Raw genomic sequence first — 20,256 nt, 5'->3', positions numbered from 1 at the left:
TCTGGCGGGGCTTTTTTTGTCCTGGTAGACGCTATTCACCGTAGAGGCGGATTTCCAGCACATGGGTGATGGCCTCGCCGCTCCAGTGGTACTCCAGATGACGGGCGTGGTCCACCCGGCTGACCAGACGGGGGCGATAGAGCACGTGACAGTCGTGACCGGGGTGGCGCACCGAGCGGTAGTGGATGCCGTCCGCCCCGGCGACCTTCTGCTCCCGGGCGAAGGCCTGGGCGGGGCCGTAATCGGTGGCGTGATAGAGGGGGCCTGGCAGAAACGCCGGGCCCGTGATGTCGATGAGGCTGGCGCTGAACTGCGCCTGGATCACCCGCATCTGCACCTTCTGGGCCGGCTCCCGGGTGTACCCGAAGATCCGCTCCCTATGGTAGACCGTCTCCTTGATGCCGGTGTCGAGGGAGGGGGCACAATAGTAGCCGCCAAAGTCCCCCGTGGTGAAACGGGCACCCTCGGGATTGAGGTGGGTGAAGGCGGCCATCACATAGCTGCCGCCGGGCAGCCCCACCAGCCAGTCTTCCCTGGGCACCCGCATCAGCTCGCCCGCCTCTTCCCTCAGCCTGTCGTTGGTCAGGGCCTCGACGGCCCAGACCGCCTCCAGCTCGTCGGCGGTAGCGACGTCTTCATAGAGGCAGATGGGGGGAAAGCGGCTAGGAATGATGCGATAGGCGCAGGCATTGTGGAAGGTGCGCAAGGGCGGGGAGGACATCAGGCCATCTCCCCGCGCCAGGCGTGCAGCCGGGTGGCCACTTCGTAGAGATCGGCCACCCGCCCACCCTGCATGACCTCCATGGCGCTGCGCCCGGCAAAGAAGGGGTGGCTGTTGGGTTTGCGCACCCAGCCATAGATGCTCTCATCCAGGCTGAACAGCAGCCGCAGGCTCTTGTGGATGTTGAGTAGATAGCTCATCCGCTCCTGGAGATCGGCGCTGAGCCGAATGCCGCCGCTGGCCTCCTTGTACTTGTTCAGGGTGGAGCGGGAGGTAATGCCAAGCAGCCTGAGTTGTTCATCCGTGCTGCACTGCCATTTGCCCAGGATGCGAAACACCACGGGCAGGGCCTTGCTGGGATCGACGGCGGGCTGTTGCCGGGGGAGAGATGCGGTGGCGGCCATGTTGCCTCCCGGGTTGGCGTGCCAGACGGGCACGGGATCATGAGTTGTCTGCTAAGCAGTGTAGGGCAGGGGCGCAGTCATGTACATATCTATACATGGTTGCACTCAAATGTTCATTGTTGTATGGGCTTCGCGAGGAGGGGCGCGGGTCGGCCAAGTGAGCCCGTGCCAATGAAACGCCCCGCCAACTGGGTTGGCGGGGCGTGTCTCTTTGCGGCGTTTCTGTTAGTCGGGCCGGGGAAATCAGAGGGCGGGCAGCAATCCCATGCTGACGCTTATCTGCACCCCGACGATCAGCACACCCATGGCGCCGGCAAGGCCCAGGGCCAGTACGCCGCCCGGGACGCGGTAGTGGTTTGCCTCGGCCTGCTTGCGGCTCTGCCACACCAAGGCCACCGGCAGCAGCACCGCCAGCACCGCCAGCGCAATGGCGGCGTAACCGAGCGCCATGATGAAGCCTTGCGGGAAGTAGAGGGCGAACAGCAGGGGCGGCACGAAGGTGATGAGGCCGGTCTGGGTGCGGCCCTGCCAGTTGTCCTTGCGACGGGTCACCTTGGCCATGAAGTCGAACAGTCCCAGGGTCACCCCGAGGAAGGAGGTGGCGAGCGCGAGATCCGCAAACAGATGCATCGCCTGGTTGAAGGCGGGCCAGCTCACCAGGCCGCCGACGTTGGCCAGCAGGCTGTCCAGGGCGCCGCCGGTCTGGATCAGGGATTGCTGGCCCAGCAGCCCCAGGATGGCGACCTGCCACAGCACGTAGAGCACGAGTGGCAAGGCGGAGCCCCACACGAAGACCCGGCGCAACTGCCTGGGGTTGTCCCCGAGGTAGAGCATGACGCTCGGGATGGAGCCGTGGAAGCCGAAGGAGGTGAAGATGACCGGCAGGCCCGCCAGCAGCAGGCCTTCCCCGAGGGGCATGGAGAGCAGGTGCTGCCCCTGGGCGCGGGGCAGCAGCAGCGCCAGCACCGCCACCATGATCACCAGCTTCACGGTGAACATCAGGCGGTTGAGGTAATCCACCTGCCTGGTGCCGACGCACACCATGCCGCCAAACAGCAGGGTAAAGACCCAGGCCGCCTGCTCCTGGCCGAGGGGAAGGCCGGCATCAGCCAGTGCCTGGGCCAGCAGGCTGCTGCCGCCGCTGATGTAGGCGGAGGCCAGGGCGTAGAACAGCATCAGGATGCAGAAGGAGGCGATGCCCTTGCCCCAGGGGCCGAGCAGGTGATCCGCCAGCTGGTGCAGGTACCACTTGCCGGTGCTGAGGCTGGCTTCCACCTGCAGCATGGCGGTGAAGGCCATCAGGGCCCAGAGGCCGATCATCAGCATCAGGGTGGCGGGGCCGCCCAGGGACGAGGAGGCCAGCGGCAGGGCCAGCATGCCGGCGCCTATGGTGGTGCCGGCAATCAACAGGGTACAACCCTGGGTCTTGGTATTCATGTCATCCATCCGAAAGTGAGGGGCGCTGTTGCAAACAAGAGAGAGCCAGTTGGCTGTGTCGGGAGACGCCTCCGGGGAAAAGCCGGAGGCTAGCAATATCGGTGTGGATACATCTGTACCTGAAACCTGTCAGTTGTAAAAATTGGTTGCCAAGTTAGCGGATTGAAATGGCGGAAACAACCCCTTAAAAGCGGATTTTGTGCTGTGGCAAGCCGAAGGGTGGCAATAAAAAGTGACACATTGCGCCATGCGCCGAAAAAACGCGCCCCTCAGGGGGAGGCTGCCCGTCAGGCTGCGTTGCGGGTCGACATCGAGAGCGCCCGCGTTGGCGGCAACAGGGCTTGCAGAGGGTAACACGGGGCCCTGGTGGTGCGACTGGCCCGATATAAGCAAACATCGGGTCATACTCCCAAAAGCCATCATTTTCACTTATAGCGAGCCGAGGCGCCGATAAACGTGCCCTGGCGCGGGGTTGCCGCCCGGCAGATCACCTCAAAGCCAGAAGGCGAAGGGCAAAAGCTGAGACAACAGGGGAGAACACAAGCAGGTGTGGGGGAGGAGGCTCAGGGGCTGGCACTGCGGGCCGCCCCCGGGGTGGTGCGTCGTTGCCGGGTCAGCGGCGGCGTTTGAGGGTACGGCTCACATAGTGCAGGCCGCTCTGGTAGTCGCCATTGACCGCCTTGAGGGCCAGCGTCAGGGCCTGGCTTGCCAGGGCGTCGTGCTGCTGGGGCAGGGAGTTGATGCCAAAGGGGAGGAAATCGAGCAGGCGGTCATCCCCGAAGGTAGCCATGGCGAGCTGGCTCATGTCGGCCTCCTGCTCCAGCAGGTAGTCGAGCACCCCCTCCATCAGGATGTAGGAGGTGGTGATCAGCGCCTCGGGCAGTTGGCCGAGCTGCTGATGGAGCGTCTTGATCAGGCGATACCCTTCGGTGCGCGAGAAGTGGGCCCCTTCACACAGGTGGCGGGTCGCACTGTGACTGGCAATGGCCTGTTCGAAGCCCGCTTTTCGCTCCTGACTGATCGTCAGTTCCGGCAGTGCAGTGATCAAGGCGATATGACCGATGGCCGGGGTGAGCAGGGAGGCGGTGAGGTCCAGGCTCGCCTTCTGGTTTTCACTCGCCACGGTGACGAAGTGCTCGGTGGCCATGGCACGGTCGATGGCGAGGATCTGCACGCCCCGGGACTGCTGCTCCAGGTAGAAGGGATCCGCCGGGGGGAGGCAGCTTGCCACCAGGAGCGCGTCCACATGGCGGCTCACCAGCATCCGGGCCAGCTCCTTTTCGGTGTCCGGATCGTCCTCCGAGCAGACGATGAGCAACTGATATCCCTGGGTGCGGGCCCCTTGCTCCAGGCGCTTGGCGAGCTTGGCGTAACTGGCGTTTTCGAGGTCGGGCAGGATGAAGCCGAGGGTGCGGGTCTGGCCGCCGCGCAGGGAAGCGGCGCGGCTGTCCGGCTGATAGTTGTGGGCATGGACCACGGCCATCACCTTGTCGCGGGTTGCCTGGCTGATGCGGTATTGATCGGCCTTGCCATTGATCACATAGCTGGCGGTGGTGCGAGAGACACCGGCCAGCGCGGCGATTTCATCCAGTTTCATCATGTTGGCTCTGTTTGAGTTGCAAGGCCCGCGCCGGTTCCTGGTTGGGGCGCCGAAAAGTGTGCGCGGGATCATATCATTGAAACGTACTTTCTGCGGGATCTTGAACAATACGCTGAAACGATTCAGTCTGAGTGTAAGTGAAACGATTCAGCTTGTCAGTAACGGATGATTATCTGCACTTGGAAATGGGTTCCGGCTCACCAAAGCGAGAGATCACCGTCTATTGTCAGCAGGCAAGTTACCCAAAAATCGAGTTGAGTTGAGCCGGTACGCCGCGAGGTGAAGCCGGACCTGATGGAGAATCTCTATGTTGAAGTTGGCGCGACAGCAAATCCTGCTGGGACAATCGGTGACGACCAAGGCGGACGCCATCGCCCTGCTGGCAAGCAAACTGACCGACGCCGGTCTGGTTGAAGCAGGTTACGTGGACGGCATGCTGGCGCGGGAAGCGCAGCACGCCACCTATCTTGGCAGCGGTATCGCCATTCCCCACGGCACCACGGACACCCGTCATCTGGTGAAGAGCACCGGCGTCATGGTGGCCCAGTTCCCCCACGGCATCGAGTGGGACGAGGGGCAGATTGCCTACGTCGCCATCGGCATCGCCGCCAAGTCCGATGAGCACCTGGGGATCTTGCGCCAGCTCACCCACGTGCTGGGTGACGAGCAGGCCGCAGCCCAGCTCAAGGGGGCGACCGACGAAGAGACCATCATCAATATCCTGACTGGCGCGACTGGCGCCAAAGAGGTGCAATACCTGACCCTGGCGGACTTCCCGGCCGACGACCAGGAGCAGTTGCTGCTGGGGGCTGCGGCTCGCGCCAAATCCGCAGGCTGGGGAGACGCCGCCATGGTGAGCGCCCTCCTGGCCAGCCAGCCTGTTCACCTGGGGGAGGGCATCTGGCTGGCCCGTGCGCAAGCGGCCCAGACCGGTTGGGTGCTGGCCACTCCGAGCACCCCGCTGAACGTCGGTGAATTGCCGGTCAGCGCCCTGCTGCTGCTGTGTGCCGCAGATAGCGGCCATTTGCCGCAACTCGAGAATCTGGCCAAGCTGGCCGCCGCCGGCCAGCTGGCCACCCTTTCTGGCAGCGACGGTCTTGCCATGTTGCAGGCGGGTCCGGCGAGCGGGCTGTCCGAGACCTTCACCATCATCAACCCTCACGGTCTGCACGCCCGTCCGGGCGCCATGCTGGTCAAGGTGGCCAAGGAGTATGAATCCGACATCCGCGTCGCCAACCTCGATGGCAGCGGTGAAGCCGTCTCTGCCAAGAGCCTGATGAAGGTGATCGGGCTTGGGGTCAAGTGCGGTCATCGTCTGGCGTTTCGCGCCGAAGGAGCGGATGCCGAAGCCGCCCTCAAGGGCATTGGCGAAGCCATTGCCGCGGGTCTTGGCGAGGGGGCGCACTGATGGACATCGTCACCATCACCCTCAATCCCGCGCTCGATCTCACCACCCGTCTGGAGGCCATGCACCCTGGCGAGGTCAATCTGGTGAGCGAGGCCAACTTGCGCGCCGCGGGCAAGGGGATCAACGTCGCCATGGTCTTGAAAGATCTCGGCCGTGACGTAGGCCTGACCGGCTGGCTCGGTGAGGGCAACCAGCAGAGCTTCGTCTCCCTGTTCGAGGAACGTGCTCTTGCCGATCACTTCGTGCGCGTGGCGGGCGACACCCGGATCAACGTCAAGATCTCCGAACAATCCGGCCGGGTGACCGATCTCAATCTGCCGGGACTCGCCGTGCACGAAGGCGATGTCAGCGCCCTGGAAGCGGCGCTGGAGCGACTGGCTCCCCACTCCGACTGGTTCGTGCTGGCGGGCAGCCTGCCCAAAGGGGTGGCCCCCGATTACTGCGCGCGCCTCATTCGCCTGCTCAAGGCCAAGGGCAAGCAGGTGATCTTCGATTGCAGCGGCGCGGCGTTGAGCGAAGGGATCAAGGCGGCGCCGACCCTGGTCAAACCCAACCTGGAAGAGTTGAGCCAGTGGGCCGGTCGCCCCGTGAAGACCCTGAGCGAGCAGGCCGAGTGCGCCCGCGCGCTGCAGGCCAGCGGGATCCCCAACGTGGTGATCTCCAATGGTGCCGACGGCCTCATCTGGTTTGCACCGGATGCCACCTGGCAGGCGATTCCGCCGCGCATGGAGGTGGTCAGCACCGTGGGTGCCGGCGACTCCCTGGTGGCGGGCCTGGTCCATGGCATGAGCCTAGACTGGACGCCGGAGCAGACCCTGCGTCTGGCCACCGCCGTCTCGGCACTGGCGGTGAGCCAGGTCGCGGTCGGCTTCAACGATATCAATGTGCTCAAACCGTTACTCGAGCAGGTGCGCGTACAGCGTCTGGATGATCTGGCACCGACTCAACCCCAACCCCATTTGATGGCTAACTCAGGAGATGCCCAATGAAAGCAATTCTGGTTACGGCTTGCCCGGCGGGCATTGCCACCAGCTTTCTCGCTGCAAAACGGATAGAACAGCAGGCCAAACTGGCTGGCTGGGAGCTCACCCTCGACGTCGAGTCCAGCGTGCAGCCCCGTCAGGTTCCCTCGAAAGAGCAGATTGCCGCCGCCGACCTGGTGCTGGTCGTTGCCAGCGCACCGGTGGATCTGGCCGCCTATGACGGCAAGTCGCTCTATCGGGGCGACATGGATCTGGCGCTCCAGGATCCCGCTGCCCTGCTGGAAGCCGCGCGAAGCGGTGCCAGCGTCTATCGCCATGAGGCGGCACCTGTGGTTGCCAAACCGGCCAGCGGTGCCAAGCGCATCGTGGCGGTGACGGCCTGCCCGACCGGGGTGGCCCACACCTTCATGTCGGCCGAGGCCCTGGAGACCATGGCCAAGCAGCTGGGTCACCAGATCCGCGTCGAAACCCAGGGCTCGGTCGGTGCCCAGAATGCCTTGACGGCGGACGAGATTGCCGCCGCCGATCTGGTGTTCCTCGCCACTGACATCGAGGTGGACATGGCGCGCTTTGACGGCAAGCCGGTCTATCGCACCAGCACGGGGGCGGCGCTCAAGAAAACCCGGGCCGAGCTCGACAAGGCCTGGACCGAGGCGAAGGTCTATCGCCACAGCGGCGCAGCTGCGGTCAAGAAAGAGGAAAAGGCGGGCCCCTACAAGCACCTGCTGACCGGTGTCTCCTTCATGCTGCCCATGGTGGTGGCGGGGGGCCTTATCATCGCGCTCTCCTTCATCTTCGGCATTGAAGCGTTCAAGGAAGAGGGGACGCTGGCCGCGGCCCTGATGAAGATCGGTGGCGGCTCCGCCTTCGCCCTGATGATCCCGGTGCTGGCAGGCTACATCGCCTACTCCATCGCCGACCGTCCGGGTCTGGCGCCTGGCATGATCGCCGGTATGCTGGCAAGCTCGCTCGGCGCCGGTTTCCTTGGCGGCATCGTCGGCGGCTTCCTCGCCGGTTACAGCGCCAAGTTCCTGAGTGACAAGGTGCGCCTGCCGGTCACCCTGGAAGCCCTCAAGCCCATCCTCATCATTCCGCTCTTTGCCAGCCTGTTCACCGGTCTGGTGATGATCTACGTGGTGGGTGGCCCGGTGGCGGGCATCATGAACGCCATGACCGAGTTCCTCAACAACATGGGCTCTGCCAACGCCGTGCTGCTGGGTGTCATCATCGGCGCCATGATGTGCTTCGACATGGGTGGCCCGGTCAACAAGGCGGCCTATGCCTTCGGTGTCGGCCTGCTCGCCTCCAAGACCTATGCCCCCATGGCAGCGGTCATGGCCGCCGGCATGGTGCCTGCACTGGGGATGGGGATCGCGACCTTCCTGGCCAGCAGAAAGTTCATCAAGGCGGAGCAGGAAGCGGGCAAGGCCTCCTTCGTGCTGGGTCTGTGCTTCATCTCCGAGGGTGCCATCCCGTTTGCCGCCAAGGATCCCATGCGTGTCATCCCGGCCTGCATGGCGGGCGGCGCCCTGACCGGTGCGCTCTCCATGCTGTTCGGCTGCGAGCTGGTGGCACCCCACGGTGGTCTGTTCGTGCTCTTCATCCCGAACGCCATCAGCCATGTGATGATGTACATCCTGGCGATCGCCGCCGGTTCTCTGGTGACCGGGGTGGCCTACGCCATGCTCAAGCGTGGCGAGGAGCAGGCCAAGCTGGCGACTGCCTGAGGACGTCACGGCGTGACACACCCTTCATGACAAGGCGGCCCTGGGGCCGCCTTTTTTGTTGGGGGGGAGGGCAACGTGGGATTTAAAAATCCCAGCCCGGCGGGGGCGGCGGATCGGCCGCCTCTGCGGCCTGCGCCTTGCGGCGAGCGGCCTCGACCCTGGCCTTGCGGCTGCGGCACAGGCGCATCACCTCCTGCTGCTGGGCAGGGGTCATGGCAAGCCAGTTGAAACGCTCCTCGCGGCTTCGCAGGCATCCCTTGCAATACCCCTTGTTGTTCAGTTCGCAGACCCCGACACAGGGGCTCTGGAGCGGGAAGATTTCGAGCTGTTCCATCCATGACCTCTCACACCTTGTCACCTTGTTATAACCCAGAAGATCACGGCAGGAGAAATCCGTCGTCAGGGGCGTGAAGGCGTTTGCTTTCCCCGGGCAATTTTGGCATCTTCCCCGCCGTGCAAGACACTCGGTGTTATATGAGGACATATGAATAGACATGCGTACTGGTTGGCCGCCGCCGTGGTGGGGCTGGCCGGTTGTGCGGGCAACCCTGAACCGGTCAAGGTGCCCCAGAAGAAGGCGGAATCCGGATGTTTTCTGAACTGTGAGATCCCTGTGAATCTGGGCAAGCAGTATCTGGATGGTGCCCTGCCGGGGGATCTGGTGCGGGTGGAGCGGGTCAACAGCCGCGCCCGCGCCGATTACAGCAAGTTCGGTCCCCAGAGCCGGATGGTGATGGAACGCTCCGGCCGCATGGCGAGCCGCTATGGGGAGCTCTACCGTCAACTCTCACGCTGGGTCGCCAATGGGGGCAATCCCGCCCATATCACCCAGTACGGCATCAGCCTGGCGCAGCTTGGCGGTGCCGACCGCATGGGCAACGTGCTCTTCACCGGCTACTACTCGCCGGTGCTGGAGGTGCGCCATCGCCCGGACGCCCAGTACAAGTATCCCATCTATGCCATGCCCAACTGCGGCGGTCGCTGCCCGAGCCGGGCCGAGATCCACCGGGGGGCGCTGGCCAACCGGGGGCTGGAGCTGGGCTACAGCAAATCCCTCATCGACAACTTCCTGATGGACGTGCAGGGTTCCGGCTTCGTTCACTACGGCGATGACGACCGGTTGCAGTACCTCGGTTACAGCGGCAAGAACGGCCACGGCTATGTCAGCATTGGCCGGGTGCTCATCGACCGTGGCGAAGTGCCCAAGGAGCAGATGTCCATGAAGGCCATCAAGGAGTGGGCCAACCGTCAGCCGGAAGAGAGCGTGAAGGAGCTGGTGGAGCAGAACCCCTCCTATGTCTTCTTCGAGCGCCGTCCCACCAACGACGTGGTGGGGGCCGCCGGCATTCCGCTGTTGCCGATGGCGGCGGTGGCCGCCGACAAGACCCTGCTGCCGATGGGCACGCCGATCCTCGCGGAAGTACCGCTGCTGGACAAAGAGGGCAACTGGACCGGCAAGCACCAGCTGCGCCTGTTGATTGCGCTGGATGTGGGCGGGGCGGTGAAGAAGGGCCACCTTGACCTCTACCACGGCATGGGGGAGAAAGCCGGTGTCGCGGCCGGTCACTACAAGCACTTTGGCCGGGTCTGGAAGCTGGGTCTCCACCACGGGCCGACCGCCGCCCCCTGGTTGTAACGCAAGAGGGTCATGGCCCCTCATTTCCCTCAAGAGACGGGACATTCCCATGAAAAAAGCCGCCGGAGCAATCCGGCGGCTTTTTGTTTGCGGGGCAGATCTGGCGACAAGGGCCGTCAGCCCTTTCGGATATCGAGCTTGATGGCGCCCACCGGCTGACAGCAGCAGGGGAGGCACTCCCCCTGGGAGACAAAGGCGAGCGGGACGGCGGCGTAGTGCACCTTGCCCGCCAGCAGCGGGGTGCGGCAGGCGCCGCAATAGCCGCTGCGGCACTGGAACTCCACGTGATGGCCGTGGCGCTCCAGGGTCTCCAGCACGCTTTCGCCGGGATGGGGGTGCAGCACACCGTCCAGGGTCTGTACCTGGGGGGCTTGCCCCTCCGGCGCCGTGGTGGCGGTATGCAGGGGCGAGTTCAGGGTGGCGGTGGCGTCACTCACGGACGTCGCTCTCCCGCATCATGGCCTGCCAGCAGAGGTCGCCTAGCATCACAGCTCGAAGTCACCCAGATCGTCGGCGTGCACTTCACTGTCTATCTGACCCACCAGATAGGAGCTTACTTCCACTTCCTGGGGCGCCACCTGCACGTTGTCGGAGGAGAGCCAGGTGTTGATCCAGGGGATGGGGTTCTGCTTGGTGCCGGCAAAGGCCGGTTGCAGGCCGACGGCCGCCATGCGCAGGTTGGTGATGTATTCCACGTACTGGCAGAGGATGTCCTTGTTCAGGCCGATCATGGAGCCGTCCTGAAACAGGTACTCGGCCCACTCCTTCTCCTGCAGGGCCGCTTCCTTGAACAGCTCGAAGCAGGCCTGCTCGCACTCGACGGCGATCTCCGCCATCTCGGGGTCGTCGTTGCCGCTGCGCATCAGGTTCAGCATGTGCTGGGTGCCGGTCAGGTGCAGGGCCTCGTCACGGGCGATCATCTTGATGATCTTGGCATTGCCCTCCATCAGCTCACGCTCGGCGAAGGCGAAGGAGCAGGCGAAGCTCACGTAGAAGCGGATTGCTTCGAGGGCGTTGACGCTCATCAGGCACAGGTAGAGCTTCTTCTTGAGCTCCCGCAGGCTGATGGTGACTTCGCGATCCCCGATCCGGTGGGTTCCCTCACCGTGCAGGTGATAGACGGAGGTGGCCTCGATGAGATCGTCATAGAAGTGGCTGATGGAGCCGGCGCGCTTCAAGATCTGCTCGTTGGTCACGATGTCGTCGAACACCTGGCCCGGGTTGTTGACGATGTTGCGGATGATGTGGGTGTAGGAGCGAGAGTGGATGGTCTCGGAGAAGGCCCAGGTCTCGATCCAGGTCTCCAGCTCCGGGATGGAGACCAGGGGCAGCAGGGCCACGTTGGGGCTGCGGCCCTGAATGGAATCCAGCAGGGTCTGGTACTTCAGGTTGGAGATGAAGATGTGCTGCTCGTGGGGCGGCAGAGCCTGGAAGTCGATGCGGTCGTGGGAGACGTCCACCTCTTCCGGGCGCCAGAAGAAGGAGAGCTGTTTCTCGATAAGCCGCTCGAAGATGTCGTGCTTTTGCTGATCATAACGGGCCACGTTGACCGACTGGCCGAAGAACATCGGCTCCTTGAGCTGATCGTTTTGGGTCTGGCAAAAAGTAGAGTAAGCCATGGTTCGAATGCCGTGAAATAGGGAAAACAGGAGGGCGGGAGCTTGATGCTCCCGCCCGGTTTATCAGTGCGTTTCGCGGTTAGATCTTGCAAGCCCCGCCAGCGCAGCCGTCATCTTGCAGATCGGTCTGGGTGTCGTCGGCACCATCACGGGTGTTGTGATAGTAGAGGGTCTTGAGACCGTATTTGTAGGCGGTCAGCAAGTCTTTGAGCAACTGCTTCATCGGCACCTTGTTGCCTTCGAAGCGGGCCGGGTCGTAGTTGGTGTTGGCGGAGATCGCCTGATCCACGAACTTCTGCATGATGCCGACCAGCTGCAGGTAACCGTCGACGCTCGGCTGTTTCCACAGCAGTTCGTACTGATCCTTCAGGCGGTGGTACTCCGGCACCACCTGCTTGAGGATGCCGTCCTTGGAGGCTTTCACCGACACCAGGCCGCGGGGCGGCTCGATGCCGTTGGTGGCGTTGGAGATCTGGCTGGAGGTCTCGCTCGGCATCAGGGCGGTCAGGGTGGAGTTGCGCAGACCCACGGTCTTGATCTCTTCGCGCAAGGTTTCCCAGTCCAGGTGCAGGGGCTCATTGCACAGGGTGTCCAGATCCTTTTTATAGGTATCGATGGGCAGGATACCCTGGGCATAGGTGGTCTCGTTGAAGGCCGGGCAGGGGCCGAACTCGCGGGCCAGTTGCACGGAGGCCTTCAGCAGGTAGTACTGGATCGCCTCGAAGGTGCGGTGGGTCAGGGCCAGACCGGAACCATCGGAGTAGCGGGCACCGTTTTTCGCCAGGTAGTAGGCGTAGTTGATGACGCCGATCCCCAGGGTGCGGCGGTTCATGCTGCCCTTCTTGGCGGCCTTGAGCGGGTAGTCCTGATAGTCGAGCAGGGCGTCCAGAGCGCGCACGGCGAGATCCGCCATCTCTTCCAGATCTTCCAGCTTCTCGATGGCGCCCAGGTTGAAGGCGGAGAGAGTGCACAGGGCAATCTCGCCGTCCTCGTCATCCACGTTGTTGAGCGGCTTGGTGGGCAGCGCAATCTCGAGGCAGAGGTTGGACTGGCGCACCGGTGCCACGGAGGGGTCGAACGGGCTGTGGGTGTTGCAGTGATCCACGTTCTGGATGTAGATGCGACCGGTACCGGCGCGCTCCTGCATCATCAGGGAGAAGAGATCCACCGCCTTCAGGGTCTTCTTGCGAATGGCCGGATCCTGCTCGTACTTGACGTAGAGCTCTTCAAACTTGTCCTGGTCCGCGAAGAAGGCGTCATAGAGGCCGGGTGCATCGGACGGGGAGAACAGAGTGATGTCGCCGCCCTTGATGAGGCGCTGGTACATCAGCTTGTTGATCTGCACGCCGTAGTCCATGTGACGGACCCGGTTTTCTTCCACGCCGCGGTTGTTCTTCAGTACCAGCAGGCTCTCCACCTCGGTGTGCCACAGCGGGTAGAACAGGGTGGCAGCACCGCCGCGCACGCCGCCCTGGGAGCAGCACTTCACCGCCGTCTGGAAGTATTTGTAGAAGGGGATGCAGCCGGTGTGGAAGGCTTCGCCGCCACGGATGGGGCTGCCCAGACCACGGATGCGACCAGCGTTGATGCCGATGCCGGCGCGCTGGGAAACATAGCGCACGATGGCGCTGGCGGTGGCATTGATGGAATCCAGGCTGTCGTCACACTCGATCAGCACGCAGGAACTGAACTGGCGGGTCGGGGTGCGCACGCCGCTCATGATCGGGGTCGGCAGGGAGATCTTGAAGGTCGAGACCGCATCATAGAAGCGCTTGATGTAGTCCAGACGGGTATCTTTCGGATACTTGGAGAAGAGGCAGGCCGCTACCAGGATGTAGAGGAACTGCGGGCTCTCGTAGATCTCGCCGGTGACGCGGTTCTGTACCAGGTACTTGCCTTCGAGCTGCTTGACCGCCGCGTAGGAGAAGTCCATGTCGCGCCAGTGATCGAGGTAGCCGTTCAGTTCCTCAAATTCCGCCTGGGTGTAGTCTTCCAGCAGGTGCTTGTCGTACTTGCCCATGTCCACCAGTCTGGCGACGTGCTGATACAGGTGGGGCGGCTCGAACTGGCCGTAGGCCTTCTTGCGCAGGTGGAAGATGGCCAGACGGGCAGCCATGTACTGGTAGTCCGGGCTTTGCTCGGAGATGAGGTCAGCAGCAGCCTTGATGATGGTCTCGTGGATGTCGGCGGTACGGATACCGTCATAGAACTGGATGTGGGACTTGAGCTCCACCTGGGAGACCGACACGTTGTCGAGCTTCTCGGCAGCCCAGTCGAGCACACGGTGAATTTTATCCAGATCGATGGGTTCTTTGTGTCCGTTACGCTTCGTCACAAACAAGTTCATTGGCTGATGACCCCTTTCATTGATACCTGCCGGTATCGGTTGATTCCCGAAAAGCCATCGCACAATGGCGCAACCCGGCTCCGTCTGTCGAGGGAAACTGGGCAGGGATTGTGCGATGAATCACAAGATGTAGTGTTATTTTTAATGCGAACTACAAGATAGTGAGGTCGATGCGGTAATGCAATCTGTGGATAACGCATTAGCTGTGGATAAATTGTGGGTGTCGGGACGGGAGTTAGTGGACGCTCACAGCGAACGGGTTTTCATCCGTCCGATCCGTCAAATGCAAGTCCGGCGATCGAAGATGGAAAATTAAAATAACTTTTTTTGCTTGCGAAAGCAGGGTGTTTTTACTAGCAAATCCGGCCTGCTCATCCCTTGTGCAGTCAGGGTCAAAAGGTGTCCTGTTACGCCGTTCGGGGGGTTGCCAAGCCCGTAAAAAGAAGGATCGTCCGGGATCCCTCTGGTGCGCTGCGGGGGGATCTGCGCGTCGGGGCAGATGTCCGCACTGCCATCGGAACATCATCAAAGTTGCCCCGCAGATCCACCTCTATCCGGATGCCTTGTCGGTCATGGGCATGGACGTCAGCTCAGCTCGTAGCGAAGCCAGTGGTGCAGGGCCTGCACGGTATCAAAGTGAAGATCGGCGCCCCAGAGGGCGGGATCCTCGTCATCATTGAGATAACCCCAGCCAGCCACCGCGGTACGCATGCCGGCATTGCGGCCAGCCTCGATGTCGCGCACGTGATCCCCTACATAGAGACACTGGCTCGCCGCGATGCCGAGCCGCTCGCAGGCAAAGAACATGGGGGCTGGGTCGGGCTTGCGCACCGGCAGGGTGTCGGCGCTCACCGTCACGCCGCAACTGGCGAGTTCAGGCAGGGCTGCCAGGAGCGGTTCGGTGAGAAAACCCGGCTTGTTGGTGACAATGCCCCAGGGCAGCTTTTTCTCGTCGAGCCACTCGATGAGATCCACCATGCCTTCATAGGGGCGGGTGCCGACGCAGAGGTTGGCGGCGTAGTAGTCGAGCAGGGCGGTGCGAAGGCGGGTGGCCCCCAGCTCCTCGAGCAGCTCGTTACCAAGACCGGCCCTGAGCAGCCCGAGGGCCCCGTGGGAGGTGGTCTGGCGGATGATGTCGTCAGAGAGCGGGGCAAAGCCTTCGCTTATCAGCACGTGATTGACGGCGGCGCCAAGGTCTGGCGCGGTGTCGAGCAGGGTGCCGTCCAGATCAAACAGCACGCAGCCAAGGGGCATCGGGTGAGGTGTGCTCATCAGCCTTGCTCCGGGCGCTCGAACGCCACCATGTAGTTGACGTCGACATTCTTGCCGAGCTTGAAGCTGTTGGAGAGCGGGGCGTAGTGAACGCCACTCATGTCCCGCACCAGCAGGCCCGCCGCTTCCCCCATGCGACAGAGTTCGGCGGGGGTGATGAACTTCTTGTGGTCGTGGGTACCCTTGGGGACCATCTTCATCAGGTACTCGGCCCCGAGGATCATCATCAGATAGGCTTTGGGGTTGCGGTTGATGGTGGAGACGAACACCTTGCCCCCCGGCCGTACCAGGGTGGCGATGGCGCGCAGCACCGAGGCCGGGTCCGGCACGTGCTCCAGCATCTCCATGCAGGTAACCACGTCATACTGGCCAGGCGCTTCATCGGCGTGGGCTTCGGCGGTGATCTGGCGGTACTCGAGCTCCACACCTTGTTCCAGCGCGTGCAGGCGGGCGACGCCGAGGGGTTCCTTGCCCATGTCGATGCCGGTGACGCGGGCACCCCGGCGGGCCATGCTCTCGGAGAGGATGCCGCCGCCGCAGCCGATGTCGAGCACGCGCTTGCCAAACAGGCCGCCGCTCTTGTCGGTGATCCAGTCAAGGCGCACCGGGTTGATTTGATGCAGCGGCTTGAATTCGCCCTCCATGTCCCACCAGCGGGAGGCGATGGCTTCAAATTTGGCGATTTCTGTCAGATCGACATTGGCATCACTATTCATGTTTTGATGATCCTGTGGCAAGGCGCGCAGCGGGCTGGGCGCGCGCAATCTATTGTCCTGGCGCGCATTATAACGGACCGACCTCGTCGCACCAGCCCGATGTGCTCATCGGATTTGTGGCTTAATGTATTTGGCTCAGTGTGTTACCATGTCGCGCTGTTTAAGCCAAAGAACAACTAATTAGGGATTAAGGCTTTCTATGAGCGATCTGGCCAGAGAGATCACGCCGGTCAACATCGAAGAAGAGCTCAAGAGTTCCTATCTGGATTACGCCATGAGCGTGATCGTAGGACGAGCTCTGCCGGATGTGCGTGATGGCTTGAAACCGGTTCACCGCCGCGTTCTGTATGCAATGAACGAGCTGGGGAACGACTGGAACAAGCCCTATAAAAAATCGGCCCGTGTGGTCGGTGACGTAATCGGTAAATATCACCCGCATGGCGACAGCGCCGTGTATGACACCATCGTCCGGATGGCGCAGGATTTCTCCATGCGCTACATGCTGGTCGACGGTCAGGGCAACTTCGGTTCGGTGGACGGCGACAACGCCGCGGCCATGCGTTACACCGAAGTGCGGATGGCGCGCATCTCCCACGAGCTGCTGGCCGATCTGGACAAAGAGACCGTGGACTGGGTGCCGAACTACGACGGTACCGAGATGATCCCGGCTGTCATGCCCACCAAGGTCCCCACCTTGCTGGTCAACGGCTCCTCCGGTATCGCGGTGGGCATGGCGACCAACATCCCGCCTCACAACCTCACCGAGATTGTCAACGGCTGCCTGGCGCTGATCGAAAACGGCGACCTCACCATTGACGAGCTGATGACCCATGTCACCGGCCCGGATTTCCCCACCGGCGGTATTATCAACGGTCGTTCCGGCATCGTGCAGGCGTACCGTACCGGTCGCGGCTCCGTCTATGTGCGGGCCAAGGCTGAAGTGGAGGTGGACGAGAAGACCAGTCGCGAGACCATCATCGTCCACGAGATCCCCTATCAGGTGAACAAGGCTCGCCTGATCGAGAAGATCGCCGAGCTGGTCAAAGAGAAGAAAATCGAGGGCATCAGCGCCCTGCGCGATGAGTCTGACAAAGACGGCATGCGCATCGTCATCGAGATCAAGCGCGGCGAGTCCGGCGAGATTGTGCTGAACAATCTCTACAAGCACACCCAGATGCAGACCACGTTCGGCATCAACATGGTGGCGCTGGACAACAACCAGCCCAAGGTGATGAACCTCAAAGAGATCCTGGATGCGTTCCTGCTGCACCGCCGTGAAGTGGTGACCCGCCGGACCGTGTTCGAACTGCGCAAGGCGCGGGATCGGGCGCACATCCTGGAAGGGTTGGCGGTGGCATTGGCCAACATCGACCCCATCATCGAGCTCATTCGCCACAGTGCGACCCCGGCGGATGCGAAAGCCGCCCTGGTAGCCAAGGGCTGGGAGCTCGGCAACGTGGCCGCCATGCTGGAAAAAGCGGGCGACGACGCGGCTCGCCCCGAGTGGCTGGAGCCGGAGTTCGGCATCCGTGAAGGGCAGTACTTCCTGACCGAGATCCAGGCCCAGGCCATCCTTGACCTGCGTCTGCACAAGCTGACCGGCCTCGAGCACGAGAAGATCCTGGAAGAGTACCAATCTCTGCTGGATCTCATCGCCGAGCTGCTGCACATCCTGGCAAGCCCGGAACGCCTGATGGAAGTGATCCGTGACGAGCTGCTGGCCGTGCGCGAGCAGTACGGCGACGAGCGTCGCACCGAGATCAGCATGTCCAGCGCCGAGATCAACATCGAAGATCTGATCACCCCGGAAGACGTGGTCGTTACCTTGTCTCACCAGGGCTATGTGAAGTATCAGCCGCTCTCCGACTACGAGGCCCAGCGCCGCGGTGGTCGTGGCAAGTCGGCCACCCGGATCAAGGAAGAGGACTTTGTGGAGCGTCTGCTGGTGGCCAACACCCACGACACCATTCTGTGCTTCTCCACCCGTGGCAAGGTCTACTGGCTCAAGGTGTATCAGCTACCGGAAGCGTCCCGTGGCGCCCGCGGTCGTCCGATCATCAACCTGCTGCCGCTGGATGAGGGTGAGCGCATCACCGCCATCCTGCCGGTGAAAGAATATGACGCCGACAAGTACGTCTTCTTCGCCACCGCCAACGGCACCGTGAAGAAGACCAGCCTGTCTGACTTCAGCCGTCCGCTCTCCTCCGGTATCCGTGCCATCAACCTCAAAGAGGGTGATGAGCTGATCGGGGTGGACATCACCGATGGCAGCAACGAGATCATGCTCTTCTCCGATGCGGGCAAGGTGGTTCGCTTTGCGGAAGGCAGTGGTCGTGCCGATGCCGATGCCACTGACGAAGTCGACACCGACGACGACGCCGGCAACGACGATGACGGCAGCGACAACGGCGAAGGCACCGAAAGCAAAGGCACCTTCAAGGGCGTACGTCCCATGGGTCGTACCGCTGCCGGTGTGCGCGGCATCAAGCTGGGCGCCGGTGACAAGGTGGTCTCCCTCATCGTGCCCCGTGGTGATGGTGCCATCCTCACCGCCACCGAGAACGGTTACGGCAAGCGTACCGCGCTGGACGAGTACCCGACCAAGAGCCGTGGTACCCAGGGCGTCATCTCCATCAAGGTGGATGAGCGCAACGGCAAGGTGATCGATGCGATCCAGGTCGAAGATACCGACCAGATCATGCTGATCACCAACGGCGGTACCCTGGTTCGTACCCGGGTGTCCGAGGTGAGCGTCATCGGCCGCAACACCGGCGGTGTGCGTCTGATCCGTACCGGTGAAGACGAGACCGTAGTCGGCCTGCAGCGCGTTGCCGAGAGCGACGAAGAGGAAACCGAGGCCCTGGCTGTTGAAGGGGAGGTGTCTGAAGGCACCGACACCGCAGCGGACGCTGGCGCCGTCGATACCGGGGAGGCGGGCGACGAGTAATCGTCCCCCTTTGTCCGGTGCAAAAGAGCGACCTTGATGGTCGCTCTTTTTTTGTCCGCCTCACCGCAGGCTCTCCCCGTCCTTGTGCTTGCCCAGCAGCTCTCTTCTCTGCTGCCCGGCTCCGTCTGCCGTGCATGCAGCCCTGCCTGCCACGGCGTCATCTTCCTGATATGCAGGGTTGGTCCCATCGCATCAACACGATTCCTTCACTCGACTGTCATGGCCCTGTCATGACGGCCAGCCATGCTGCCTGCGTTGAATGAGGCCACCACAGAGGCAGGCATCGCTTGCCAGGAGCACTGTTATGACGAGCTGGGTAATGTGGGAGATCTGGTGGAGCCGGATGTGGGGAGGGCAGGAGAAGGTGCGCCTTAGGGTGGATGAGGAGGAGGTGGCGCACGAGCCATCCCGCCTGCCTGCGGAGCTGATTGCACGGCGCCACCCAGCGGGGAGCTGCCCGCCGAGACCACGGAGCTGACGGCGCTCAGAACAGACGCAACTGCTCGCCCGGGCGGATGAAGGCGGCCGTATTGAGTGCTATATGGCGCTTGCCCAGTTGCAGCCGCCTGCTGATCAGGCGAAAGCGCTGGGCGAGCAGGTCGGCAAACTGTCCTTCACCTCGCATGCGGCTACCAAAGGTGGCGCTGTTGAGTGCGCCACCCCGGCTTGCCCGCAGCTAGTTGAGGATCGCCTCTTTCTGGCCGGGATAGTGCGTATCGAGCCAGTCGCAAAAGAGGGTGGTGAGCTCGTGGGGCAATCGCAGCAAGATGTAATCCGCACAGCCCGCCCCGGCGTCGACGGCGGCCTTGATGATCTGTTCCAGTTCCGGCTCGTTGAGCCTGGGGATCATGGGGGCGGCGAGCACGCCGACCGGCACACCGGCCTTGGCCAGTCGTTCGATCACCTTGATCCGCCCAACCCCCGTGCTGGCCCTGGGCTCCAGCTGTCGCCTCAACGTCTCATTGAGGGTGGTGACCGACACCATCACCTGGCATAACCCTTCCCGGGCCAGCTCGGTCAGCAGATCGAGGTCGCGCAGGATCATGGCGCTCTTGGTGATGAGCCCTACTGGATGGCGATGAGCCAGCATCACCGTCAGGAGTTCGCGAGTCAGGCGATAGTGGTGCTCGATGGGTTGATAGGGATCGGTATTGGCCCCCAGCACGATGGTTTGTGGCTGATAGGCTGGCTTGGCAAACTCCCGTCGCAGCAGCTCGGCAGCATTGATTTTGGCAAACAGCTTGCTCTCGAAATCCAGCCCGGGGGAGAGCTCAAGGTAGGCGTGGCTGGGTCTGGCATAGCAGTAGATGCAGCCATCTTAAATGCGAAAGGGGACTCCCTCCGACGTAGGTGGGAGGGGAATTTCGCCGGGGCGTCAGCCCCGCTGGTTTTGAATGTATTGCTTGATCACCTCCAACGGTGCTCCGCCGCAAGAGCCC

Annotated in this window: 16 protein-coding genes and 2 pseudogenes; 6 read left to right on the top strand and 12 right to left on the bottom strand. The window is 62.6% G+C overall.

Translation table 11 applies throughout. From position 1 onward, the window contains the following. Positions 1–31: 31 nt before the first annotated feature. The 4 genes from HKD46_RS17030 to cra all read right to left on the bottom strand — a co-directional run bounded on the left by HKD46_RS17030 (position 32) and on the right by cra (position 4,162). Positions 32–721 (bottom strand): RES family NAD+ phosphorylase, encoded by a 690-nt coding sequence (locus tag HKD46_RS17030; protein ID WP_042017126.1) that lies wholly within the window; start codon positions 719–721, stop codon positions 32–34. Next, positions 721–1,125, bottom strand: a complete 405-nt coding sequence (locus tag HKD46_RS17025) for an antitoxin Xre-like helix-turn-helix domain-containing protein (protein ID WP_052816236.1) — start codon at positions 1,123–1,125, stop codon at positions 721–723. Before HKD46_RS17025 ends, HKD46_RS17030 begins: the two co-directional genes overlap by 1 nt. Positions 1,126–1,368: 243 nt before the next feature. Then, the gene (locus HKD46_RS17020) at positions 1,369–2,562 is read right to left on the bottom strand and encodes an aromatic amino acid transporter (RefSeq protein ID WP_171865707.1); all 1,194 of its coding nucleotides are present in this window, start codon (positions 2,560–2,562) and stop codon (positions 1,369–1,371) included. Between the two features lie 613 nt (positions 2,563–3,175). After that, positions 3,176–4,162, bottom strand: a complete 987-nt coding sequence (gene cra / locus HKD46_RS17015; protein WP_010674823.1) for a catabolite repressor/activator — start codon at positions 4,160–4,162, stop codon at positions 3,176–3,178. A 307-nt stretch (positions 4,163–4,469) separates the two neighbouring features. Here cra and fruB point away from each other — a divergent pair, with 307 nt between their 5' ends. The 3 genes from fruB to fruA are packed head-to-tail and all read left to right on the top strand — an operon-like array spanning position 4,470 to position 8,280. Then, positions 4,470–5,570 carry a fused PTS fructose transporter subunit IIA/HPr protein gene (gene fruB / locus HKD46_RS17010; protein ID WP_171865706.1) on the top strand — a complete coding sequence of 367 codons (1,101 nt, stop codon included), beginning with the start codon at positions 4,470–4,472 and terminating at the stop codon, positions 5,568–5,570. Further along, complete coding sequence (gene pfkB / locus HKD46_RS17005) at positions 5,570–6,559, top strand: 1-phosphofructokinase (protein ID WP_171865705.1); 990 nt, start codon at positions 5,570–5,572, stop codon at positions 6,557–6,559. Before fruB ends, pfkB begins: the two co-directional genes overlap by 1 nt. Then, positions 6,556–8,280: a PTS fructose transporter subunit IIBC gene (gene fruA, locus HKD46_RS17000; protein ID WP_103243090.1), complete on the top strand. Its 1,725-nt coding sequence runs from the start codon at positions 6,556–6,558 to the stop codon at positions 8,278–8,280. The genes pfkB and fruA overlap by 4 nt, the downstream gene beginning before the upstream one ends. A gap of 82 nt (positions 8,281–8,362) precedes the next feature. On the opposite strand, the gene HKD46_RS16995 is transcribed toward fruA, so the two are convergent. Next, entirely contained in the window at positions 8,363–8,614 is a 252-nt protein-coding gene (locus HKD46_RS16995) for a DUF1289 domain-containing protein (protein ID WP_039040754.1), read from the bottom strand. Positions 8,615–8,764: 150 nt separating this feature from the next. Here HKD46_RS16995 and mltA point away from each other — a divergent pair, with 150 nt between their 5' ends. Next, on the top strand, positions 8,765–9,916 hold the full coding sequence (gene mltA, locus HKD46_RS16990) for a murein transglycosylase A (protein WP_029314565.1): 1,152 nt from the start codon (positions 8,765–8,767) through the stop codon (positions 9,914–9,916). 116 nt (positions 9,917–10,032) lie between these two features. Here mltA and yfaE read toward each other — a convergent pair whose 3' ends face one another. From yfaE to ubiG, 5 genes are all read right to left on the bottom strand, one after another. Next, positions 10,033–10,353: a class I ribonucleotide reductase maintenance protein YfaE gene (gene yfaE / locus HKD46_RS16985; protein ID WP_052816226.1), complete on the bottom strand. Its 321-nt coding sequence runs from the start codon at positions 10,351–10,353 to the stop codon at positions 10,033–10,035. A gap of 48 nt (positions 10,354–10,401) precedes the next feature. Then, the gene (gene nrdB, locus HKD46_RS16980) at positions 10,402–11,535 is read right to left on the bottom strand and encodes a class Ia ribonucleoside-diphosphate reductase subunit beta (RefSeq protein ID WP_042017109.1); all 1,134 of its coding nucleotides are present in this window, start codon (positions 11,533–11,535) and stop codon (positions 10,402–10,404) included. A gap of 79 nt (positions 11,536–11,614) precedes the next feature. Beyond that, positions 11,615–13,882: a class 1a ribonucleoside-diphosphate reductase subunit alpha gene (nrdA, locus tag HKD46_RS16975; RefSeq protein ID WP_171865704.1), complete on the bottom strand. Its 2,268-nt coding sequence runs from the start codon at positions 13,880–13,882 to the stop codon at positions 11,615–11,617. Between the two features lie 585 nt (positions 13,883–14,467). Then, positions 14,468–15,154 carry an HAD family hydrolase gene (locus HKD46_RS16970; RefSeq protein WP_161470133.1) on the bottom strand — a complete coding sequence of 229 codons (687 nt, stop codon included), beginning with the start codon at positions 15,152–15,154 and terminating at the stop codon, positions 14,468–14,470. Beyond that, positions 15,154–15,870, bottom strand: coding sequence for a bifunctional 2-polyprenyl-6-hydroxyphenol methylase/3-demethylubiquinol 3-O-methyltransferase UbiG (gene ubiG, locus HKD46_RS16965; RefSeq protein ID WP_041211453.1), 717 nt, complete (start codon positions 15,868–15,870; stop codon positions 15,154–15,156). Before ubiG ends, HKD46_RS16970 begins: the two co-directional genes overlap by 1 nt. Positions 15,871–16,069: 199 nt before the next feature. On the opposite strand from ubiG, the gene gyrA reads away from it, so the two are divergent. Further along, positions 16,070–18,817: a DNA topoisomerase (ATP-hydrolyzing) subunit A gene (gene gyrA / locus HKD46_RS16960; RefSeq protein ID WP_039040760.1), complete on the top strand. Its 2,748-nt coding sequence runs from the start codon at positions 16,070–16,072 to the stop codon at positions 18,815–18,817. Between the two features lie 304 nt (positions 18,818–19,121). After that, entirely contained in the window at positions 19,122–19,295 is a 174-nt protein-coding gene (locus tag HKD46_RS16955) for a hypothetical protein (protein WP_171865703.1), read from the top strand. A gap of 6 nt (positions 19,296–19,301) precedes the next feature. Here HKD46_RS16955 and HKD46_RS16950 read toward each other — a convergent pair. Together HKD46_RS16950 and HKD46_RS16945 are read right to left on the bottom strand one after the other, a co-directional pair. Next, positions 19,302–20,132: pseudogene (locus tag HKD46_RS16950) on the bottom strand (PA0069 family radical SAM protein); the annotation flags it as partial. A 60-nt stretch (positions 20,133–20,192) separates the two neighbouring features. Further along, positions 20,193–20,256 (bottom strand): annotated as a pseudogene (locus HKD46_RS16945) (IS200/IS605 family transposase); the annotation flags it as partial.

It is taken from the genome of Aeromonas sp. TW 6 (assembly GCF_013168745.1).
GTDB lineage: Bacteria > Pseudomonadota > Gammaproteobacteria > Enterobacterales > Aeromonadaceae > Aeromonas > Aeromonas caviae.
This window is presented reverse-complemented; position numbering and strand designations above follow the sequence as displayed.